This window comes from Sphingobium sp. FG11 (assembly GCF_057809915.1).
On the sequence record NZ_JBMDKW010000009.1, the window covers coordinates 122,633 to 142,056 of the forward strand.

The 19,424-nt window shown below is 64.7% G+C and carries 25 protein-coding genes; 19 read left to right on the forward strand and 6 right to left on the reverse strand.

The window, feature by feature from the left end; genetic code table 11:
• Positions 1-2 precede the first annotated feature (2 nt).
• Positions 3-443, reverse strand: a complete 441-nt coding sequence (locus tag ACODSN_RS10060; protein WP_489055058.1) for a helix-turn-helix domain-containing protein — start codon at positions 441-443, stop codon at positions 3-5.
• Between the two features lie 32 nt (positions 444-475).
• On the opposite strand from ACODSN_RS10060, the gene ACODSN_RS10065 reads away from it, so the two are divergent.
• From ACODSN_RS10065 to ACODSN_RS10150, 18 genes are all read left to right on the forward strand, one after another.
• Positions 476-748, forward strand: coding sequence for a DNA-binding protein (locus tag ACODSN_RS10065; protein ID WP_489055059.1), 273 nt, complete (start codon positions 476-478; stop codon positions 746-748).
• A 402-nt stretch (positions 749-1,150) separates the two neighbouring features.
• The gene (locus ACODSN_RS10070; protein WP_489055060.1) at positions 1,151-1,681 is read left to right on the forward strand and encodes a hypothetical protein; all 531 of its coding nucleotides are present in this window, start codon (positions 1,151-1,153) and stop codon (positions 1,679-1,681) included.
• A gap of 123 nt (positions 1,682-1,804) precedes the next feature.
• Positions 1,805-2,194 (forward strand): helix-turn-helix domain-containing protein, encoded by a 390-nt coding sequence (locus ACODSN_RS10075; RefSeq protein ID WP_489055062.1) that lies wholly within the window; start codon positions 1,805-1,807, stop codon positions 2,192-2,194.
• Complete coding sequence (locus tag ACODSN_RS10080; RefSeq protein ID WP_489055063.1) at positions 2,191-2,415, forward strand: hypothetical protein; 225 nt, start codon at positions 2,191-2,193, stop codon at positions 2,413-2,415. The genes ACODSN_RS10075 and ACODSN_RS10080 overlap by 4 nt, the downstream gene beginning before the upstream one ends.
• Positions 2,412-2,654 (forward strand): DUF2312 domain-containing protein, encoded by a 243-nt coding sequence (locus ACODSN_RS10085; RefSeq protein ID WP_489055064.1) that lies wholly within the window; start codon positions 2,412-2,414, stop codon positions 2,652-2,654. The genes ACODSN_RS10080 and ACODSN_RS10085 overlap by 4 nt, the downstream gene beginning before the upstream one ends.
• Positions 2,651-2,974, forward strand: coding sequence for a hypothetical protein (locus tag ACODSN_RS10090; protein ID WP_489055065.1), 324 nt, complete (start codon positions 2,651-2,653; stop codon positions 2,972-2,974). Before ACODSN_RS10085 ends, ACODSN_RS10090 begins: the two co-directional genes overlap by 4 nt.
• Complete coding sequence (locus ACODSN_RS10095) at positions 2,971-3,225, forward strand: hypothetical protein (RefSeq protein ID WP_489055067.1); 255 nt, start codon at positions 2,971-2,973, stop codon at positions 3,223-3,225. The genes ACODSN_RS10090 and ACODSN_RS10095 overlap by 4 nt, the downstream gene beginning before the upstream one ends.
• Positions 3,225-3,389 carry a hypothetical protein gene (locus ACODSN_RS10100; protein WP_489055069.1) on the forward strand — a complete coding sequence of 55 codons (165 nt, stop codon included), beginning with the start codon at positions 3,225-3,227 and terminating at the stop codon, positions 3,387-3,389. The genes ACODSN_RS10095 and ACODSN_RS10100 overlap by 1 nt, the downstream gene beginning before the upstream one ends.
• Positions 3,389-3,577, forward strand: coding sequence for a hypothetical protein (locus ACODSN_RS10105; RefSeq protein ID WP_489055071.1), 189 nt, complete (start codon positions 3,389-3,391; stop codon positions 3,575-3,577). Before ACODSN_RS10100 ends, ACODSN_RS10105 begins: the two co-directional genes overlap by 1 nt.
• Before the next feature lie 256 nt (positions 3,578-3,833).
• Positions 3,834-4,166, forward strand: coding sequence for a hypothetical protein (locus tag ACODSN_RS10110; protein WP_489055072.1), 333 nt, complete (start codon positions 3,834-3,836; stop codon positions 4,164-4,166).
• A 260-nt stretch (positions 4,167-4,426) separates the two neighbouring features.
• Entirely contained in the window at positions 4,427-6,373 is a 1,947-nt protein-coding gene (locus tag ACODSN_RS10115; protein WP_489055073.1) for a ParB/RepB/Spo0J family partition protein, read from the forward strand.
• A 214-nt stretch (positions 6,374-6,587) separates the two neighbouring features.
• Positions 6,588-6,866, forward strand: coding sequence for a hypothetical protein (locus tag ACODSN_RS10120; RefSeq protein WP_489055074.1), 279 nt, complete (start codon positions 6,588-6,590; stop codon positions 6,864-6,866).
• The gene (locus ACODSN_RS10125; protein ID WP_489055075.1) at positions 6,863-7,273 is read left to right on the forward strand and encodes a hypothetical protein; all 411 of its coding nucleotides are present in this window, start codon (positions 6,863-6,865) and stop codon (positions 7,271-7,273) included. The genes ACODSN_RS10120 and ACODSN_RS10125 overlap by 4 nt, the downstream gene beginning before the upstream one ends.
• A gap of 56 nt (positions 7,274-7,329) precedes the next feature.
• Positions 7,330-7,998 (forward strand): DUF6551 family protein, encoded by a 669-nt coding sequence (locus ACODSN_RS10130; RefSeq protein ID WP_489055076.1) that lies wholly within the window; start codon positions 7,330-7,332, stop codon positions 7,996-7,998.
• Positions 7,999-8,000: 2 nt separating this feature from the next.
• On the forward strand, positions 8,001-8,159 hold the full coding sequence (locus tag ACODSN_RS10135) for a hypothetical protein (protein ID WP_489055077.1): 159 nt from the start codon (positions 8,001-8,003) through the stop codon (positions 8,157-8,159).
• Entirely contained in the window at positions 8,156-8,590 is a 435-nt protein-coding gene (locus tag ACODSN_RS10140) for a hypothetical protein (protein ID WP_489055078.1), read from the forward strand. Before ACODSN_RS10135 ends, ACODSN_RS10140 begins: the two co-directional genes overlap by 4 nt.
• Positions 8,587-8,829, forward strand: coding sequence for a hypothetical protein (locus tag ACODSN_RS10145; protein WP_489055079.1), 243 nt, complete (start codon positions 8,587-8,589; stop codon positions 8,827-8,829). Before ACODSN_RS10140 ends, ACODSN_RS10145 begins: the two co-directional genes overlap by 4 nt.
• Entirely contained in the window at positions 8,826-9,335 is a 510-nt protein-coding gene (locus tag ACODSN_RS10150) for a helix-turn-helix transcriptional regulator (protein WP_489055080.1), read from the forward strand. Before ACODSN_RS10145 ends, ACODSN_RS10150 begins: the two co-directional genes overlap by 4 nt.
• A gap of 433 nt (positions 9,336-9,768) precedes the next feature.
• Here ACODSN_RS10150 and ACODSN_RS10155 read toward each other — a convergent pair whose 3' ends face one another.
• From ACODSN_RS10155 to ACODSN_RS10170, 4 genes are all read right to left on the reverse strand, one after another.
• Positions 9,769-11,163, reverse strand: coding sequence for a sensor histidine kinase (locus ACODSN_RS10155; protein ID WP_489055081.1), 1,395 nt, complete (start codon positions 11,161-11,163; stop codon positions 9,769-9,771).
• Positions 11,160-12,248 carry a DUF2336 domain-containing protein gene (locus tag ACODSN_RS10160; protein ID WP_489055082.1) on the reverse strand — a complete coding sequence of 363 codons (1,089 nt, stop codon included), beginning with the start codon at positions 12,246-12,248 and terminating at the stop codon, positions 11,160-11,162. Before ACODSN_RS10160 ends, ACODSN_RS10155 begins: the two co-directional genes overlap by 4 nt.
• A gap of 47 nt (positions 12,249-12,295) precedes the next feature.
• Complete coding sequence (locus tag ACODSN_RS10165) at positions 12,296-13,474, reverse strand: hypothetical protein (protein WP_489055083.1); 1,179 nt, start codon at positions 13,472-13,474, stop codon at positions 12,296-12,298.
• Between the two features lie 87 nt (positions 13,475-13,561).
• Entirely contained in the window at positions 13,562-13,864 is a 303-nt protein-coding gene (locus ACODSN_RS10170; protein WP_489055084.1) for an Hpt domain-containing protein, read from the reverse strand.
• Between the two features lie 82 nt (positions 13,865-13,946).
• Here ACODSN_RS10170 and ACODSN_RS10175 point away from each other — a divergent pair, with 82 nt between their 5' ends.
• Complete coding sequence (locus ACODSN_RS10175; protein WP_489055085.1) at positions 13,947-16,616, forward strand: coiled-coil domain-containing protein; 2,670 nt, start codon at positions 13,947-13,949, stop codon at positions 16,614-16,616.
• A 14-nt stretch (positions 16,617-16,630) separates the two neighbouring features.
• Here ACODSN_RS10175 and ACODSN_RS10180 read toward each other — a convergent pair whose 3' ends face one another.
• Complete coding sequence (locus ACODSN_RS10180) at positions 16,631-18,841, reverse strand: S9 family peptidase (RefSeq protein ID WP_489055092.1); 2,211 nt, start codon at positions 18,839-18,841, stop codon at positions 16,631-16,633.
• Positions 18,842-19,424: the final 583 nt, after the last annotated feature.

Here is a 19,424-nt window from a genome sequence, read left to right on the forward strand (position 1 = left end):
GATTACTCCCCCATAAATTCTGTGCTGCTCTCATGTAGCGTTCGATCTGAATGTTTTCCCGCCATGCGCGCTTCGTGCGCTTCTTCGAAAGTCCGCATGCGGTGGATGAGGATGAGCAGTGCGTCCTTCGCCACGTCATCGATTTTGACAAAAGCGTCCAACAGAGCCGATTCGCGTTCACTGAGCAGATCGCCACTGCGGCGACCGGTGATGACATAAGAAATGTCGATCCCGGCAGTCGAAATCAGGTCCAAATAGTCTGCGCGCAACTCGCGGTCGCCGTTTTCCAAAAAGCTCTGCCGTTGTCGTGAAACACCGATTTTCTCGCAAAATTTTCCCTGATGCGGCTCTACGCGCACGCGCTCCTCTCGCAGCCGCGACGCATACGGCTGCGTTTTTGAAGAATCATCTTGACCATTCTTCGTTTTCAAAGAAAATAGCACCTTAGTTCCACAGAGTAGGTGCATCGCACATCATGGCCGAGTCTCCAACCGCGTCCGTTTCGCGCGGCGATGGCTTGCGCGGATTTTCCGCGCAGGATGTCGCCCAGGCGAAAGCGCGCCTCATCGCACAGGGTAAAACCTATGCGGAGTGGGCGGACGAGCGCGGCTATTCGCGTCGGCTGGTGTACGAAGTGCTGAACGGTCGCCGCGCTTGCCGCCGTGGCGAATCCCATCGGATCGCCGTTGCGTTGGGGTTGAAGGCGACCCCGCCCTCGGGTGGGCGTCTGGAAGGCGTGCGGCCATGACCGGAATGCGCCATTCCTTTCCCAATTCGAGCTTCGTGTGTTTAGCTGTTCACACGATAGCCGGCGGGGGTCGGGCATCCAGCCCGGCCTCCAAAGGCCGCAAGTCTCCATCGTCCGCTGCATGGATCTCTGGCGCTATCGCTGGCGCGAGCAGCGGTCTCCCCCAATCGCGGCCAGGCTTTGGCCTGCACCGCGCCCGCAAACCCGGCTCCCGATTGTACCCCGCCGGGCAAACTGCCGCCGTTGTCCGGTCATTCACCCCCAATGGACAGCGGCGGCTCCTTTTTCTTCCGGGCGCGCCGGCCGCGCCGCAGCTATCGCAGCCTGGCCGGGCGCGAGGCTGGAACCCAGCCTTCGGGTCGCACCGATAGGGGAAGCCGGCGATTTTCCGACAGGTGCCGCATGACTAAGCGGCGTGCGCCCCTCTCGATCGACACCGCGCTCGCGCGCATCGCTGGCGCGGTGCCGGGCGGCTGGGCCGCGATGGCGACAGCGACCGGCTATCACGAGCGCACCGTGCGCGGTTGGGGCGATCCCGATCGAGACGAGAAGGCTCCGCTGCCCGCCTGCGTCACGCTTGGCATATTGTTCCGCCAGTCGGGCGGCGTCGGCGATCCGTTGCTGGAAGCCCATGGCGACCTCGTCGGCGCGGCCGACGCGGCGGCGTTTGGCGACAAGCAGGAACTGGCGCGCAAGACGATCGAGTTCATGCACGAAAATAGCGAGGCGGAAATCGCCCTGCTCGAAGCCGCCCAGCCCGACGCCGGCAGCGCCGAGGAGGCGCGCGCGCAAAGGAACTGCTCGACGTCCGCAACAAGGCGGACGAGCTGCTGCTCGGCCTTGGCCGCAAGCCACCCTGATCCCGCGCGGCGGGGACGCCTGCCCCAAATGCAGGCACCGATCAAAGGCCGGTCAAATAGCGAAAGCCCCTGAATTGCAGGGCTGATCGCCCGCTGAGGCCCGATCGTCAGAAACCTATCAAGAAATCCCCGGCCCACCCGGCGCGAATGACGCGCTTTCGGTGAGGCTTTTCTGCTGCCCGAAAAGGTCGCGTCGATGATGAGCCCCGGCACCTATCTGCAAAAGCGCCGCGTCGCCGCCGGCCTGTCGATCATCGACGTCGCGATGAAGGTCGGCACCAGCCCGCGCCTGGGCGAGATCGACAAGGTCGCGTGGATCGGCCGGGTCGAGGCGGACGTGGCGGCGCTCAGCCCCGACGTCATCGCCGCGCTGGCCGACGCCTTCCCGATATCGCTTGGCCTGCTCCAGCAGCTGATCGACCTGCGCAGCTTCGGTCCCCGCACCGTCGATCTGCCTCGCCTGTGCGCGACCTGCGCCTGTTCCGAATTCGACGCCTGCCTCGATCAGGGGACCGGCGAAACCTGCGCCTGGGCCAGCAAAGACCGCTGCACCAGCTGCGCGCCCGTCAAGGAGCCTGTCCGATGAACGCGCCCTTCCGCCCGCATGATTTCGAAGAACTGCACCCCGATTTGCGCCGCTGGGCCGATCGCGAGCGATCCATCACCTTTGTAGACGAGATCGAAAGCGACATTGCGGACGATCTGCGCGCATTCGATCGCTGCATTCTGGCCGGTGTGGGCGCCGGACTGCTCATCGCCCTGCTCAGCGCGATGACGCCGGCAATCATGGCGTGGTGGCAGGCATGAGCGAGGGCAATGTCGCGGCGGACCAGCTCCGCCTCCTGATCGAGCGCATCGAGCGGCTCGAGGAAGAGAAAAAGGGCATCGGTGACGACATCAAGGATGTCTATCTCGAGGGCAAGGCGACTGGTTACGATCCCAAGATCATGCGCCAGATCATCCGCCTGCGCAAAATGCCCAAGCATGACCGGCAGGAAATGGAGGCAATCCTCCAGACCTATCTCGCCGCGCTGGGGATGGAATGATGGGCGAGATCCTCTCCTTGCCCATCAACGATGCAGCGCCGATCGAGCCGATGCGCTCGCCGATCGTCCTGCTCGACGACGGCAGCGCATGGGTCCCCAGCGCTTTTATCGCCGGGGCCTATGAAAATCTGCCGGTATGCGAAGGCGTGGCGCTCGGCTGGCAACCGGCGTTCGAGGTCGGAAAGGCGGTCCTCGTCTTCCAGGGCGGCAGTCCGGCCGCGCCGACACGCGAAGTCGTGACGGCCGAACTCAGCCGCGCCGACCTGCGCGCCCTGATCGCCGGCCTGCAGTCGATCGACTGGCAGTGGGGTGACCAATGATGCATGGCGAGCCACACCCTTTTGCTGGCCAAAGCATCGCGATCGTTGGTGGGATCCATGCTGGTGAACAGATCACCATTGAAGACTGGTGGGATCGCGTAGCAGGTAAAAGCTGGATGGATTGCGATTGCAATCCGGCATGTCTCGAGTATGCGTTGAGCAGCAGAACGCCGATCGACGACGAGGTTGCCTACGGGAGGATCGGCCCGTTTGGTAAGCTGATTCACGTCACCCGCCTTAGCGTCAGCTGATGCGCGCGCCGCCCCGCACCGCGCCCTACACGCCCGCCGAAATGCGCGCACTGTTCGCCACCGGCGACACGGTGGCGCAGATCTACATGAAGGCATGGCGCATCGACCGCGCCGTGACCAAGGATCAGGTCCGCGCGATCCTGTTCGATCGGGCGGACGCCTGATGTGCCAGGGCCTGCACGATCGTCTCGCGCAAAGTCATGACCGGCTGCGGCGCGGCCGGGTGTGGTGCAGGACCTGCGGTCGATCGACCCGCGTCGATCCCGCCGGCGCATTGCGCCACGGCTGGCCGAAATGCTGCGGCTTCACGATGACGATCAACGCGCCCGAAGAGCGGGAGGTGGGGCCGTGACCTGCGAGCATGTCACCCTCCCCGACGGCGGTCACGCCATCGTCTGCTCGTCGCGCCGTCGCGCGCGCTGCGCTTGCGGCCGGCCCGCGCCGCTGCTCTGCGACTGGAAGATTTCCGGCCGCCGCGGCACGTGCGACGCGCCGCTCTGCAACCGCTGCACAACGTCGCCAGCGCCCGACAAGGATCTGTGCCCAGCGCATGCCAAAGCATTCGAGCGGTGGAAGGCGAGTCACTCGTCCGACGCGGTGGTGCGGCCATGAGCGAGGTTCAGGCAGTCCCTGAAACCATGGAACTCGCGACGCTGATGCATCTCGAGAATATCGCCCTTGCGCGCCGGACCGGACTTGCTTTCGACGCGCATGCAAATTGGAGCCAGTTGCCCGAAATATATCGCGCGCAATTACTGGCATTTGCCGAGGTCGGCCGACAGTGGGCGGCGCTCGATCATTTCCCCGTTGCTGCCTTGGACTTGCCCCGTCCCGTCCCGTCCTTCCGCGATCGACTGCAGAAGCGGGTCGAAACGGCGCTGCTCGACCACAGCGTCTGGTTCCTCGCCCTTACCGCTTTTCTGCTGGGCGCGCAGCTATGAGCGCCGCCCTCTGCGCCTGCGCCACCTGCTGCGCGCTCGATCTCGCATTCCCGAACGAGGGCGTTCAGCTCGCCCTTCTCGCTTCGTCGCGCTTGGACGTCGAAGCCAACAAGACCGCCCGCCTGCCGGCCAAACGCTCACCCCCACCTAAGGCCCGGCAGGCCTGGCAACTCCGCGCCGGCGCCTGCCCTGTCGCCGGCGCGGAGAATCCATCCCCCGAAATCATCCCAGCACAGGAGCTGACGACCAGGAGAAAGACCATGTCCGTTACCACGATGACGATCGACGCGCTATGCGTCTCCCCTTTCAATGCCCGCATCAACGCGGCCGACGCGAATGCCGTTGCCGGCATGGCGGAATCGCTGATGGCCAGCGGCCAGCTTTACCCGCTTGCTGTCCATCCGATAAAGGCCTCCCGCAAAACCCAGCCGCGATATGGCGTATTGGCTGGCGGCAGGCGTTTTCGCGCCTTCACCCAACTGATCGAGCAGGGCCGCCTGCCCGTCGATCATCCCATCGATGTCATCATCCGCGACATTCGCGACGAGGGCGAGCTGCGCGAGCTCAGCCTCGCGGAAAACCTCGTCCGCGTGGAACTGCGGCCCTATGAAGTCTACGCGGCGGTCGCGCGCGCCCATAATGCCGGTCGCAGCCTGAAGCTGATCGCCGATACGAACGGGCAGCCGATGGAAACGGTTCGGCGCTGGGCGCGGCTTGGTAACCTCCATCCCACCGTGTTCCAGGCTTTGGAGACCGGCGAGATCGGCCAGGACCTCGCCAAGGCGATCGGCGCGACCGAGGATGTCGCGCTCCAGTTGCACGTGTTCGAGCAGCTAATGACGTTTGGCGAACACCAGCGCACGCCGGCAGCCGCCCGCCGCCTGCTCAAGATCGGCGACGGGCAACTGGAAAAACTGCTGCGCTTTATCGGCGACGAAAATTACACGGCCGCTGGCGGACGCTACGAACTCGACCTGTTCGCCGATCAGGCGGAAGCACGCGGCCGCGTCGCCGACGAGGGGCTGCTGATGCAGCTTGCCGACGCGAAGCTGGAAGCGGCGCGCGAACTGATCCGCGTGCAGTGCGGCCGAATCCTGCGCTTCGAAAAGTCACCGCCGATGGCGACTTTCGCCGGCTACGAAAATGGCGTCGCGCAGGATCTCGAGATCCGCGCCGAGCCGCAGCCCGCGACCCCGGCAGATGCCGATCGCCTCGCCTTCCTCGAAAATGAATTGATCGAGCTCGATGCCTTGTGCGAGCGCTCGCTCGACGATCCGACGCTGACGGACGCGGTCCGCGCCGCCCGAATCGCCGCGCTCGAGCAGGATAATGCGCCGCTCGAAGAGGAGATGCGAGCGATCCACGCCCGCATGACGCTCGACCTCCCTGCCGGCGACATTTTCGCCACGCTGACGGTCCAGGCCGACGGCAAACTGGAAACCCGCTTTTGGTGGGCGGACCGGAGGGCGAAGCGGAAAGCCGAGGAAGCGGCGCGCAAATCGCCGGACGCGCCGGAGCCCCGTCCGGTCTCGACCGGCCCGAACGTCAAGCCCTTGGCGCCGGAGCAGACTCCGATCGGCAAATCGCCTACCCGCATTACCGGCGGCGCGGCCATCGATCGCGATTATGGCTACAGCCTGAAGCAGCATGCGGACGCCGGTATTCGCGACGAGCATGGGCTGACGGCCGAAGGCGTTCAGATCATGCGCTCGATTCGCCGCGAAATGCTGCGCGCGATGCTGGTCCTGGATTCGCAGGACATGGCGGCGAAAGCGCCTGTCGCGCAGGATTATCTGATCTGGTCGCTCGCCCGCGAACGCTACACTGGCAAGGGCGCGATGGTCCCCGGCCAGCGCAGTTACGAGCGCGGAATGGCCGGCCTGTCAGTGCGGCAGGAAACATTGCCGGGCGACGTCGCGACGCATGTCGATCGCACGGAAGCGCATGCCGTTTGGCAGTCGGCCGTCGAGCGTCTCCGCGCGCACGATGCGATGACCGAGCCCGATCTCGTCGCCGCGTTCAATATTTTCATCGAGAATCGGATGCGTGGAAAGGCGAGGTCGCCGCCATCGTGGCCGGAACCGCGCTGGAGCGATCGGCGGGCGCTGGCGGCTATGAAGTCGAACTCTACGATCATCTCGCCCTGCTCGCCGGCTTTGGCGAAGCAAAATATCAGCGGTCTCTGGTCGAACCGACCGAAGAACTGATCGACCTGCTGCCGAAGGCGCGCCAGCTCGCGCTGGCCCATCCGCTTGTCAGCAACACCGAATATCTGCGCCTCGACAAGCTGAAAGCGGCAGATCTCACAGCCCCGATCGTCCGTGCGCTGAAGAAGTCAAAGGACTGGCTCCACCCGCTCCTTCGCTTCCGACCGCGCATCATCGAAACCATGTGCCGCGAGCCGGTGAAGGAGGCAGCGGAATGATCGGCGAGAGAGAGCAAGGTCTTGCAGTAGGCATTGAGGGCAATCGGCTGGTAATCAGCATTGGGATCAATGCGCTAATGACAGCCGTGAAGGGCGGCGACGATTGGCCGGATGCAGAATACCGGATCGTGAATGCAGATATGTTCGCGGCCGATATCGCTACAGGTCTCGAACAAGAAGAGGAGGACGGGACTACCGACATCCACCTTGCGATCGACAAAGCCGCGTTGTGGGCGCTCGAAATGAGCGAAGGCGTCGAGGGGGTGGCGGAATGAAACTCGCCGCCAATGTCTCCATCGGCGCGGTCTGCCGCGCCATGGCCGTGCCAGCATTCACCGGAGCCGTCATCAAGGATGTGCGCATCACCGTCCGCTATCGGAGCGACGACCGGGACGGCCTCGCCACGTTTACGCGCAAGGGCGGCGATCGACTGGTCGTCCGCCATGCCGAGATCAGCGCCGCTGACGCCATCGATGCAATGGGTGAAGACGATCTCGCAAAGCTCGATCTCGAATGGGGTGACGATTTCCCCGCCCATGACGATCGCGCGCTGCGCGACTTCATCGCCGCCTGCATGGCCGGCGGATGCTCGGGCGCTCTCGCGCTTGTCCCGCATCTGTTCGACGGCCGCAATGCCGACACGGCCGAGCAGTTGCTCCTCTCGCACCGGAGGTTCGCATGAACGCGCACCAGGCCGAATTCATCGCCGCCCCACGAAATGGGGGGGGGGTGCGAAACATGGCCGCTAAATCCGTCAACCCTGTCAGGGGACGCCGCCCCGTGCTGCAAAACTGCACGCTGGGGGAACTCGCAGTCGATCCGCTCTATCAGCGATCGATCGATAATGGTGGCAGCCAGACGCTCATCCGGGCGATCGCGCGCGACTGGGACTGGGGCTTGTGCCAGCCGCTCGTCGTCGCCCAGCGCGCCGATCTCGGACTGTTCGTGGTGGATGGGCAACATCGCCTTGCCGCTGCTCGATTGCGCGGTGACATTTTCGACCTGCCCTGCGTCATCATCACCCCGGCCAGCGCGCAGGAGGAGGCCAAGACCTTCGTCGCCCTCAACCAGGCGCGCCGGCCGCTCAAGACCCTCGACATTTTTCACGCCGCTGTCGCCGGCAAGGATCCGGAGGCATGCCGGATCATGAGCATGATTGCCCAGGCGGGCCTCAGCCTTTCGACGACGACCAACAATGTGGATGTCGCACCCGGCGCCGTCAGCAACATCGGCGGCATCCGCCAGTCGCTGCGCAGCTACGGAGACAAGTCGACGGTCAAGGCGCTGCGCGTGATGGCGCGTGCTTTCGATGGTCAGGTCCTTCGCTATGCCGGCACCCTGTTCGGCGGCATCGCCGCGACGGTCGGCGAGGCCACAAGGCCGGCACGGCTGTCAGCGAGGCGCTAATCGTGATGGTATTGGGCGGCGCCGAACAGGCCGACTGGTATCGCGATATCATGGCGCACAAGGGCAAGTTCCCCGACATGCGCATCGCCCAGGCGGCCGCCCACATCATCGCCAGCGCCTATGAGGAAGCGGCGGCCGAAGAAGCGGAGTCGGTCGCATGATCGCGGAGATGAATACCGGCCCGGATGTCGTCGCCGCGCTCCGCGCCGCGGCGGCCATGCGCGGCGTGCCTGTCACCGACTTCGTGCGGCCGATAACGGCCAGCCCGTCGACGTGGCTTATCAAGGTGCAGCAGGCGCGGACGCCCAAGCCCCTTACTATCGAGCGCGCCGCCGCGTTGATCAATGGACTCCCGATTCCGGGAATCGGAACGCCGGGAACGCTCGACGCGCAAGTCCGCCGCGAGGTCGAGGAGTGGGGTCAGCGGCGGGCCCTCGCGCGCAGCACCGGGACGGTCGTCAACGCGCTGGCGAGCCAGGACCGGGGCGGCGAGCTGTTGGGCGGAACGGCCGCTCCACTCGACCGCGACCCCTGCTTTCGCTGCGGCGTGCGCGGCGACATCGGCTGCGCACATCGGAGGAGGTCGGCATGATGGGGTCAAAAGAGCAGATACTTCGCGCCTTCATCATCCTCAAGAACCCCGGCTGCGGCCCGCAAAAAAAGGGTCCCTTCACGTCGGACGAATTGCTCCATCGCTTCATGGAGGAGGTGAAGCAGCATCGCCCGGATGCTGAGGTTACCGTGTGCCGACTAACGTGGGATTTCGATCTCTGGGTCGAAAGCGGCCGGGAATATTGGGAATTTCGCCAAATGCTCGATCTCGACGCATGACCGCGCATCCCATCTCGATCGAAATGCTGGAGGAAGGCCATCTGCTCCTCCTCGGCACCACTGGCGCGGGCAAAACCTATCAACAGCGCGGCTTTCTGGAGCGGCTTCGCCGCGCCGGTCGCCGCGTCGGCGCCGTCGACAAGCTGGGCAATCATTGGGGCCTTACCCTGTCGGCCGACGGCGCCCGCGCGGGCGCTGGACTTCGTGATCTTCGGCGGCAAGCGCGGTCATGTGCCGATGACGCCCGCCGATGGCGCAAAGCTCGGCCGCCTCTTCGTCGAGGCGCTTCCATGAATGCTCAAGCCATCGCGATCTCGCCCGACGATCGCCTGCTGACGATGGAGCAAGTGCGGCAGATCGTGCCAAAGCACCGCACGACGATCTACCGCTGGATCGCAAAAGGGGAGTTCCCCGCAGGCCACCTGATCGGACCCGCCAGCGCGGTCTGGCTCCAGTCGGAAATCCTGGATTGGGTCTCAAAGAAAATCGCCAAGCCGCCCGGATGAGGGGTCATCACCGGGGGCATATACAAAATTCTACTTTAGGCGATGACAATGAAAAACAGTAACTTAAATGCTTGTTCTGATTTCCACCTCTTCCGCCATTTGCCGTATCAGCCCTGAGATGGGCGCCAGCCAGCGCCAAATATGCCCGAGTCCAGCCAGCCTCGTATATCTGAATTTGTCCTCGTTTCCCCTGCACCCTTGTGCGCCGCTGCACAGCCGCATCCGCTTCACGCGCCGGGTCAGAGCGCGGGAGCCTGCCATGTGGCTATGCCCGCGATGATCAACCATGGGTGGCGCGGGTTCGCCGCTTGTCGATGTCATTATTCACTCCTTCTCTTACAAGAAGCGTGAATCACAGCATGCTCCTATTGCCCAATAACTGTCGAATCTATCTCTTAAAGGAGCCTCGAATGCAGGCTTGATCGACGGTCGGTTATCTTCCCAGGGCGGAAACTACCCCGCCGACGCCCGGCAGGGACAGGATGAAGCGCGCGCCCTGCCCCTCTTCTCCGCCAATCCGGATGTCCCCGCCCATAGCCCGCGCCAGACGGCGGGATATGTAAAGGCCAAGGCCGCTTCCTCCCGGATCGTCACGGCCCAGCCGCTCGAATTTTTCGAATATCCGCTCACGGCAGTCGCGGGGAACGCCCGCGCCTTCGTCGGTGACGATGATCCGCGCTTCCCGGCCATCGCTTTCGGTGATGATCTTCACCACAGATCCTTCGGGCGAATAGCGGATGGCATTGCCGATGAGGTTCACCAATATCTGCAAGACGCGACGAAACTCGCCGACGGCGGGAGTCTGGTCCGATGCGTCCGGGGCGGTCACGCGGATTTGCCGGTCCAGCGCTTTTACCCCCAACAGGCCCGCAGCGCGGCGCGCAAGGTCGGCGAGATCGACATCTTCGACCACAACCGTGAAATCGGGGCGGTCCACCGCCTGAAGATCCGCCAGATCGTCCACCAGCGCCATCAGATGGCGACCTGCGACCGCTATATCCGTCGCATATCCGGCATAATCCTGACGCAAGGGGCCTTCCATTTGCGCGCTGATCGTGTCGGCATTGGCGATGATGCGCCCCAGCGGCTGGCGGAGCGAGCGATCCAGCCGCCGTCCGAATTCGGCGGGATAGAGGGTCAGGACCTCTCGCGCGGCCGGCCCCGTCACAGCCTCGGGCTTCGCCTTGCCGCGATAGCCGACAAGCTGTCCCGCCACATCGAACAGCGGAAAGCCCGACAACAGGAACAGCGCGTCGTCATCCGCCGCCAGCGTCGCTACCTGGCCATGAAAGGCGCGGCGCTGGGCAAAGCCCTGTAATATCGCCATGTCGCCCTCCTCATCGGGCTGAAGGCGGAAATAGCTGGAAAAGCGGCTGCCGGGCGATGGCGGGGATTCCGGCAGGGCGCCAGAGCCACCCTCCCCCTGCTGCGCCATCTGGAATCGTAACTGGGTATCGATCTGCCACAGCCATCCCTCCGCCAACGCCGAGATATCGGCTTCGCGCGCCGGGACATCGCCGCTGCCGGTGGCCGCCGGGCGCTCGCGCCAGTCGACGATCGACAGCTGCGTTCCGGTCTCATCGGGTCTGGCGCGCACCCACATATCGATATCGCCCCGTTCGGCCGCCGCGACGACCGGGCGGGACATCGGAATACCAAGGCGGTTCGCCAGACGCGCGATCGCGGCCAGTTGGGGAATCGCGAGCGGACCGGCGAGATCCCCGCCCGCTTCCCGCTGAAGCGACAGCAATGGCTCGTCCGCACTGAGCAAACTGCCGTCCAGGCCGACGGTCGCGCGAATGATGGCGGCGTGCATAGGGATATTCACGGCCTGACCACCCGCCGCAGGTGATCGAGCTTGACGCGAAGGGCGACCGGCGCGCGTAACAGGCTGATCAGCCGGTCGGCCTCCGCCTCATCGAGCGACGCATAATGGTCTGCCTCCGCCACAATCCTGGCGTCGGTCAGCGCCGGACGAACCGAGCGCAGCGACAGGAGGAGATGGCGATAATCGCTCGCCGCTCCGCCCAGTGAACAGCACAGCGCAGCAACCTGCTCCATCGCCCCGGTCAGAAGAAGGCCCGTCACCAGATCGGTCGGCAGCCGCACCCGCCGGGCCGCAAGCGCGGCGAACAGGGGGAAACGCCGTTGCGCGAGGGCGCGACCCAATAGCTCCGGCTCGTCCGCCCGCGCGCCCAGCCGCAGCACCAGCCGGTCGGCGGTCGCAAGCGGGCCTGCCGATTCGTCATATCGGGCCAACAGCCCCTGCCCCGCCCGATCCAGCGCAGCGATGAGGACATCCTCGCCGACCAGCGACGACCGCGTCAGCGCCGTCGCCATGCAGGCCACCGCCGTCCATAGAAATTCGGCGAAATATTCGGCGGGCAGATCGGGCTGCATCGGCGCATCATCCCCACCAATCGCCGACCAGCGAGATTCCGCCAGTGTCAATTCCGACGCCAAAGCTGCAAGCTCTGCGTCGTCGTCGGGCAGCAGTGCCGCAGCCTCGGTCACATCCGGGCGCTCGCCATCGGGCCGGCCGAACTGGCGCAGCATCAGGCTCATACCCGCGCGCATCTGCATATGGGCGAGCAATTCCGGGCCGATCAATTCGGGATGGGTGCGCACCATGGGCCAGCATAGCGGGTCGGGATGATGGGTGAGCGCCGAAGCCAGATCCCCCTCCGCCGAGAGGCGCAACGCCGTTTCGATTGCGGTGAGGCAGCCCCCCAGATGCCGCCGGGTTTCCGCCATCAGCGCCTCGTGCGCCTGCATTTCCACCGGAAACAGATGCGCCAGATCGATCGCGTGACTCATCGGCACGGCTGTCAGGCCAGCCATGCCGCGCGCCGATGGCCAGCCATCAGCCATGACTGATCCGGTGGGGGAAGAGACGCTCATGGCGGCGAACATAAGCCAGCGTCCTTAAAATGCACTAAACCCTGAGCGGAAAAATCACCCTAAAATCCGGATGAGGCGGGCCGCCGCAGGATCATCGCGCCCAGCGACAGGATCGCCGCGACCGTCGCGATGTCGAGACCAGTGGAAAGACGGCCCAACAGGCTCGCGATTCCCAGCAACAGCAACGCGCTGCCGGGGGTGAATACCATCCATCGCGTCACCTGACCCGATCGCCCCCATCGGTCGGCGAGCTGCGCCACGCCTAACAATAAAGCGAGGTGAAACGCCGCCATCGTGCCCCCCGCGAGCGCGATGCCCACCAGCGCAAAACCGGGCGCGACGAAACCCATCCAGCCCATCGGCGGCTGGCGCAGCGCCAGTTCGTCGAGCCGGTCTGCAACCTCCGCAAGCAACAGCGCGAACAACAGCAGGCACAGCCCGCTACCCGGCCATTGCAGCTCGATCGGCAGCAGCGCTATGGCCCCCACCCCCATCGACGCCATGCGCAGTTGCAACGCGGGCACCTGCATACGCATCAGCGGCGGGCTGGCGATGCGGGCCAGCGGACCGATCAGATATTGTTCGATGCCGCCCCGTTGGCGTCCGCCAGTCGAATTGCGCGAGGTGATCGCCTGCGCCGCCAGATCGGCCTGCTGCTGCCCTTCGACCAGCGCCACCCGGCCCTCAAGCAATTCATCCTGCGATACGGTGATCCGGTGCGCGCCATTCTGCACCGCCGCACGGACGAGTGTCAGCGCCAGATCCCATTCGCCGATCATGTCCAGCGTGCCGAACAGCAGGTCCGGCGTCACGCGGGCAAGCCCGGCCCAGCGCTGGCCCGCATCGATCCGCTCGAACGGCGCGCTTGCGCGGCTGTCGTCGGCGACAAGCAGCGCATTGCCCTCGATCCGCGCCATCGCCTCGAAATGGCCCTGCGCCACCACCGCGCCGTCGGCCACCATCAGCATATCCAGATCGCGCGGCGCATCGCGCACCATCGACACCATGTCGCGGATCAGGGCGACGGCGATGCCATCGCCGCTCAATCGATCAACCGCCTGCGACAGCGCCGGCGTGATGACGCTGACGAGGATCATGACGCGATCCGCGCCCGCGCGCGCTGCCTGCCGCGCCTGATATTCGACCAGCGTCTGTCCGGCGAAGTGCAGCGCGCCGCGAAGGGCGGCAGGCGAATCGCTCGATGGCCGGCTGGCGCTTAAAATGGCGGCGAAAGTCATGGATTGTCGAAGCGACCCGATCATTGTGAATAAGATATCTTCGCAAGACGCAGGCAATGACGCAAGCAAAGCCGCGCTATGGCCTGCTCAATCCTGTTCCAGCGCCGTCAGGGCCAGGCGAAGCCGCCGCAATATCCGGGGATCGCCGGGCGCGGATTGCGCGGCTTCATCGGCCATAGCCATCAGGCCGGTCAGGCCGAAGCTCGCCGCCAGCCCCTTCAGCCGCCAGGCCGATAATTCCCAGTTGGCATCGCATCGCGCGCGTCCGAGCAGGTCGAGATGCCGCGTCGCGCTTTCCATGAAAGCCACGCGCAGGTCCGCGATCAGCGCGCTATCGTCGCCGACCGCAGCGGCCAATGCCGCATCCAGAGCGCCAGGATCATAGGACATGGGAAGATACGCTAGGGCTTGCCGGTTAAGTTTTGGTAACAACCCCATTTCCGCGCCCGGAAAACCTGTTAGGGTGGCCGCCATGACCGGGAGCAGCACAATCGTGGAATTCTGGCGCGGCGATGATGACGCGGCGGACGGCAGGCCGCAATCGGATGAAATCTTGCTGTTGAAACAAGCGGTTCTCGATATCAATGAAGGCGATCCGGCTGAGATTGCCGATCCCACGACACAACGCAGCCGCATCGCGATCATCGTCGCGGGTGTGGCGTGGATCGGCTTTGCGATCTGGGCGGCAATCGCGTCCGGCCAATGGCGGGGCGGCCCGGCGGTCTGGCCGGGACTGGTGGCAACGCTGTTTGTGCCGCTTATCCTGCTGGGAGTCGGCTATCTGCTGCTGGCCCGCAACAGCCGCACGGAGGCGCGTCGCTATCTCGACACCGCGCGCGCGCTGCGGACCGAGGCCGATCTGCTGGAACTACGGCTCGGGCGGCTGGCGGACCAGCTCGAAACCGCGCGGCAGAGCATGCAGGATCAGGCCGCACTCCTCGATAATTATGGCGCTGCTGCCAGCAGCAATATGGAAGCGTCGGCCGAACTGCTCGCCGGGCGGGCGCACAGCACCGCCGAACAGGCCGCAACGGCCGAGCGCGCGGGCGCTCAGCTCGCGGCGCGGATGGACTCGCTGATCGCGACGATGCCCGATCTGGAGGAACGCGCGGAGCGCATGGCGGCTGGCCTGATGGATAATGGCCATGCGCTGTCCGAGCGGATCGACACGCTGGAGGCGCGGCTTCAAGCCCTGACCGAATTGTCGGACGACGCCCGAGCGCGCACGCTCGCCGCCACCAAAAGCCTGTCGAGCCAGCTCAACCAGCTTCAGGAATCAACGCGAGCGGCGACCGAAGAAGTTACCGGCATGGCCGATATCGCGGCGCATCGGATCGACGCGACCATCCAGAGCGCCCGCGCAGGATTGAGCCAGACGGGAACCGACCTCGCACAGCAGGGCGAGGCGTTGGAAACGCTGGTCAGCCGTTCTCAGACGGGCATCGCCGCCGCCAGCGCAGCCGCCATCACCGGGTTCAATCAGGACGCCTCCGCCATTGAGGCCGTGCTGCGCCAGCAACTGGATTCGACCCTGGAACGCGCCCGCGGCGTACTGGCCGAAACCGGCGAGGGGCTGTCGCAACGGGCTTCGGCGCTCGACGCTCTGATCGATCGCTCACGCACCGGAATCGCCGAGGCCAGCGAGGCCGCGGTTGCCGGATTTGCCCGCGATGCCGCCGCCGTCGAGACCGATGTGCAGCGCCTGCTGGATGCGACGCTCAACGACGCGCGCGCAGCGCTGACGGAGACGGGCGAGCATCTGTCGGATCAGTCTGCAACCCTCATCGCGCTGATCGATCGTGCACGCAGCAGCATCGCCGCGATCGGCGGCGAGACCGTGGCTGGTTTCAACGACAATATCGCCGGGGTGGAAAGCCGCCTGCATCATCTCAACGATCTGATGGAAGGCCAGCGCATGCTGGTGTCGGGCCTGCATGACAGCCTCAACAGTACGGCCGATGTCGCCGAAGGCCGCTTTGCCGCGTTCGAATCCTCCGCGCTTGGGCGGAGCGAACGGCTGACCGAGGCGCTCGCCCATCTGACTGCCGAAACCCAGCGCATCGATGGTGCGCTCGCGGCGGGCGGGATCACGGCGGAACGGCTGATCGGTTGCGCCGAGACGCTGCTCGTGGCGCTGGATTCGAGTGTCCGCGAACTGGACGAGACCTATCCCGCCGCGCTTGAACGCTTCGATGCCCGTCTGGAAACGAGCCGCGCTTTGCTGGGCAGCGCCGCGCCGGAAATGGAACGGCTGGAGGCGATTTCAGAAGCGCTCGTCGGTCGTACGCAGGAAGCCGAGGAATTACTGCGCGGTCAGGGACGCCGCCTGACCGAATGGCTGGAAAGCACGCAAGGCGGGCTTGAGGCCAATCGCGCCCAGGTGCAGAATCTGCGGGCGGCGCTCGATGACGCGCATCAGGGAGCGACCCGGATCACGGAAAGCGCCGGTCCGCTGCTCATCACCGCGCTGCTGCGCGTGAAAGATACCGCCGATCAGGCCGCCGAACGCGCGCGCCAGGCGCTCGGTCGCGCCATTCCCGACGCGGCGCAGGCGCTGGCCGACGCGAGCGAGGACGCGATGCGCAAGGCGGTGGACGAGCGCGTCACGGCGCAGATCGCGCGTCTTGCCGAAGTCGCGGAGGAAGCGGTCAAGGCGGCGCATCAGGCCTCCGATCGCCTCATGCGGCAATTGCTGACCATCGCCGACACCAGCGCAACAGTCGATCAGCGGATTCAGGAAGCCGAGCGCAGCGCGGAAGACCGCGATCGCGACCATTTCTCACGGCGGGCGGCGATATTGATCGAATCGCTCAACAGCACGTCGATCGACGTTGCCAAAATCCTCTCCAACGACGTTACGGATTCGAGCTGGTCCGCCTATCTCAAGGGCGATCGGGGCGTGTTCACGCGCCGCGCCGTCAGGCTGCTGGACTCCGGCGAAGCGCTAGGGATCGCGTCGCATTATGACGAGAACGCCGATTTCCGCGACCATGTGAACCGCTACATCCATGATTTCGAATCGATGCTGCGGATCATCCTTGCGGCGCGCGATGGCAATGCGCTGGGCGTCGCCATCCTCTCGTCCGACATGGGCAAGCTTTATGTCGCACTGGCACAGGCGATCGAACGCCTGCGCCAGTGACGCGCTGGCGGTTTTTACGGCCGCCCCCCATGTTCGCCAAGGAACCGCTCGATCGTCGTCCACAGGTGGACGCCGATCTGCGGCCCGCCAACCCTGTGCGTCTGGCCGGGATAGACCATCAACTCGAACGGCACCGCCGCGCTTTGCATCCTGGCCATCAGGGCGGTCGAGTTGTCGAACACGACATTATCGTCCGACATGCCATGGATCAGAAGCAGCGGATCGCCGATCCTCACCGCATCGTCGACAGCGCCCGATGCGGGATAGGCGCTCGGTCTGTCCTGCGGCCGCCCGAGATAGCGCTCGGTATAATGGGTGTCGTACAGCTCCCACCGGGTCACCGGCGCGCCCGCGATGATCGCGGCGAATGTGCCGGGCGCCTGTTCCGCCAGCTTCAACGACAAATAGCCTCCATAGGACCAGCCATAGGTGGCGATCCGTTGCGGATCGACAAAGCTCTGCGCCTTCAACCAGTCCACGCCCTTCAACTGATCGGCCACTTCGACTGATCCCATCGCCCGATAGATCTGGTCCTCAAACGCCTTCCCCCGATCGGGCGTCCCTCGATTATCGATGGAAAAGACGATCCAGCCGCGCGATACGAGATATTGGTTCAGCGCCCCACCCCACTGGTTCGTCACCTGCCGACCCGCGCCAGGACCGCCATAATGGATCATGAACACCGGATAGCGCTTGCCCGGCGCGAGCGGCGGGGTGAGCATCCTGGTATAGAGGGTCGATCCGTCCGCCGCCTGCAGCGTGCCGAACAGCGTCCTGGCATGGCTGGCGAGATAGGGCGCATAGGGATGATCGCCCTTCACCGCATTTTCCGAAAGCCATTGCAATTGCCGACCATCATTACCGGTGAGATACACCTGCTTGGGCTGATCGCTATTGCTGCGCGTGATGACGGCGCGCGATGCCGCACCATCCATCACCGCATCATTCCACCAGCCGCTGCTGGTCAACTGGTTAAGCGGGCCGGCCTTGTCGATCGACGCGCTGAAAAGCTGCTGCTCGAGCGGGGTGTCCCGATTGCCGGTAAAGTAGACGATGCGTTTCGCCTCATCCACTCCCACCACATCACGCACTTCCCAGTTGCCGCTCGTCAGCGCCGTCCACCGCCCGTCGCGCACCCGATACAGATGGCCATGCCCCGATTTCTCCGACCACCACAGGAAGCTGCCGTCGCCGAGCGGCCGAAAATTGCTGCTGAGGTTGATCCAGCTTGTCGCCTTTTCGGTCAGGATCACCCTGTCCTTGCCCGTCGCCGGATCGACGGCGATCAGGTCGAGCCGCTTCTGGTCCCGGCTTTCGCGTTGAACATAGAGCGTGCGGCCATCCCGCGACCAGTCCACACGCGCCAGATAGACGTCGGCGTCCGTGCCCAGATCCACCTTCAGCTGGCCTGACCCGTCCGCTTTCATGACATAGAGGTCGACCAGCGCATTGGGCGTACCGGCGGCGGGATAGCGCTGTTGATAGACGCTGGTTCCCTCGCCCCCGATCGCGGTCCGAGTCACGGTATGAACGCCGCTTTCGTCCACGCGCGCGACGGCGATCAGTCGGTCGTCGGGCGACCACCAATAGCCGGTGCGGCGATCCATCTCCTCCTGCGCGACAAATTCGGCGATGCCCCAACTCACGGCATCGCTTGCGCCCCGCGTCATTTGACGCTCCGCCCCGTCCATCGGCTTGACGAACAATTCGCCGCCTCGCACGAACGACACAAAGCCGCCCTTCGGACTGACCACCCCGTTCAGTTCACCGTCGGGCGTTTCGGTCAGCCGCGCGATCGTGCCATCCAGCCCTGCCAGATACAGGTCGCCATCGACGGGCACGAGGATCGACTTGCTATCAGGCGCCCAATCATAGCTGGTGATGCCGGTGCTGCCCGCTACGGTCCGGTCGCGCTCGCGCTGCATTTTTTCCGCTTCGGACAGCGCCGCGCCGCTACCTGTCTTTTTCGAATCGACCAGCATTCGCGTCGCGCCGGTGCTGCTGTCGATGGCCCACAGATCGAGCCGCTCCTTCTCATCCTGCCGTGGTTTGAGCAGCGTCACCAGCTTGCCGTCCGGCGAGAGTTTGAGCGCGCGCGGCTGTGGTCCCGACAGATCGGGGCTTGCGAACACCCGCTCCAGCGTCAACCTTTGCTGAGCACCAGCGGAAGTTGTGGCCAAAAGCATGGCGCCCAGCGCCGCACCATATTTCAGATAAGGAGCCATCATCATCCTTCCACACGGCATTTGCGAGCATACCGGATCATGACGCTCAAATTAGCGCAAGGGACAATAAAAGATCAATGCTGCGACATAATATGTCGATATATGAGCATGCGCTACTGCTGACTTATGGCCCGGCGCACGTGGGAGATGGCGCGGCTGGCGACACGGTGTCGCCCCGCTTAGTGTGGATCAGCGCTGTGGCACGAATTAAGGCGCTGCCAGGCCAAAGCCCTCAGGATCTCTTCACCGACCGCAGCTGTCCTGTAACGCATCCTTCCATTCCACCGAGAGGATCGCACCATCAAACCGTGGGATTAAGAATCTAGCTCGTTCGTGATTGACCGACCGAGGCGTGCTATTTGCATCGTCCGGCAGATTACCGGCACGGACGCGCGATTGCGGATTTGGCAAGTTGAAGTGATCAAGTCCCGGCGGGCGCCGAATCTCGCCGCGCAAGCGGATCTCGATCCCGCCGGTGCGTATTATTCGCTCGCCATCTTCAGCACGAGCTTGCCGCGATTATGACCACCCTTCAGCCGCGCTATCGCGGATGGAAGATCGGCCAGTTCCACCACCTCGACGG

Excerpts from the sequence above, each read along its gene's own strand:
- ACODSN_RS10065 (WP_489055059.1), top strand. The coding sequence starts at position 476 with ATGGCCGAGTCTCCAACCGCGTCCGTTTCGCGCGGCGATGGCTTGCGC.
- ACODSN_RS10070 (WP_489055060.1), top strand. The coding sequence starts at position 1,151 with ATGACTAAGCGGCGTGCGCCCCTCTCGATCGACACCGCGCTCGCGCGC.
- ACODSN_RS10075 (WP_489055062.1), top strand. The coding sequence starts at position 1,805 with ATGATGAGCCCCGGCACCTATCTGCAAAAGCGCCGCGTCGCCGCCGGC.
- ACODSN_RS10080 (WP_489055063.1), top strand. The coding sequence starts at position 2,191 with ATGAACGCGCCCTTCCGCCCGCATGATTTCGAAGAACTGCACCCCGAT.
- ACODSN_RS10085 (WP_489055064.1), top strand. The coding sequence starts at position 2,412 with ATGAGCGAGGGCAATGTCGCGGCGGACCAGCTCCGCCTCCTGATCGAG.
- ACODSN_RS10090 (WP_489055065.1), top strand. The coding sequence starts at position 2,651 with ATGATGGGCGAGATCCTCTCCTTGCCCATCAACGATGCAGCGCCGATC.
- ACODSN_RS10095 (WP_489055067.1), top strand. The coding sequence starts at position 2,971 with ATGATGCATGGCGAGCCACACCCTTTTGCTGGCCAAAGCATCGCGATC.
- ACODSN_RS10100 (WP_489055069.1), top strand. The coding sequence starts at position 3,225 with ATGCGCGCGCCGCCCCGCACCGCGCCCTACACGCCCGCCGAAATGCGC.
- ACODSN_RS10105 (WP_489055071.1), top strand. The coding sequence starts at position 3,389 with ATGTGCCAGGGCCTGCACGATCGTCTCGCGCAAAGTCATGACCGGCTG.
- ACODSN_RS10110 (WP_489055072.1), top strand. The coding sequence starts at position 3,834 with ATGAGCGAGGTTCAGGCAGTCCCTGAAACCATGGAACTCGCGACGCTG.
- ACODSN_RS10115 (WP_489055073.1), top strand. The coding sequence starts at position 4,427 with ATGTCCGTTACCACGATGACGATCGACGCGCTATGCGTCTCCCCTTTC.
- ACODSN_RS10120 (WP_489055074.1), top strand. The coding sequence starts at position 6,588 with ATGATCGGCGAGAGAGAGCAAGGTCTTGCAGTAGGCATTGAGGGCAAT.
- ACODSN_RS10125 (WP_489055075.1), top strand. The coding sequence starts at position 6,863 with ATGAAACTCGCCGCCAATGTCTCCATCGGCGCGGTCTGCCGCGCCATG.
- ACODSN_RS10130 (WP_489055076.1), top strand. The coding sequence starts at position 7,330 with ATGGCCGCTAAATCCGTCAACCCTGTCAGGGGACGCCGCCCCGTGCTG.
- ACODSN_RS10140 (WP_489055078.1), top strand. The coding sequence starts at position 8,156 with ATGATCGCGGAGATGAATACCGGCCCGGATGTCGTCGCCGCGCTCCGC.
- ACODSN_RS10145 (WP_489055079.1), top strand. The coding sequence starts at position 8,587 with ATGATGGGGTCAAAAGAGCAGATACTTCGCGCCTTCATCATCCTCAAG.
- ACODSN_RS10150 (WP_489055080.1), top strand. The coding sequence starts at position 8,826 with ATGACCGCGCATCCCATCTCGATCGAAATGCTGGAGGAAGGCCATCTG.
- ACODSN_RS10160 (WP_489055082.1), bottom strand. The coding sequence starts at position 12,248 with ATGTTCGCCGCCATGAGCGTCTCTTCCCCCACCGGATCAGTCATGGCT.
- ACODSN_RS10165 (WP_489055083.1), bottom strand. The coding sequence starts at position 13,474 with ATGACTTTCGCCGCCATTTTAAGCGCCAGCCGGCCATCGAGCGATTCG.
- ACODSN_RS10170 (WP_489055084.1), bottom strand. The coding sequence starts at position 13,864 with ATGTCCTATGATCCTGGCGCTCTGGATGCGGCATTGGCCGCTGCGGTC.
- ACODSN_RS10175 (WP_489055085.1), top strand. The coding sequence starts at position 13,947 with ATGACCGGGAGCAGCACAATCGTGGAATTCTGGCGCGGCGATGATGAC.
- ACODSN_RS10180 (WP_489055092.1), bottom strand. The coding sequence starts at position 18,841 with ATGGCTCCTTATCTGAAATATGGTGCGGCGCTGGGCGCCATGCTTTTG.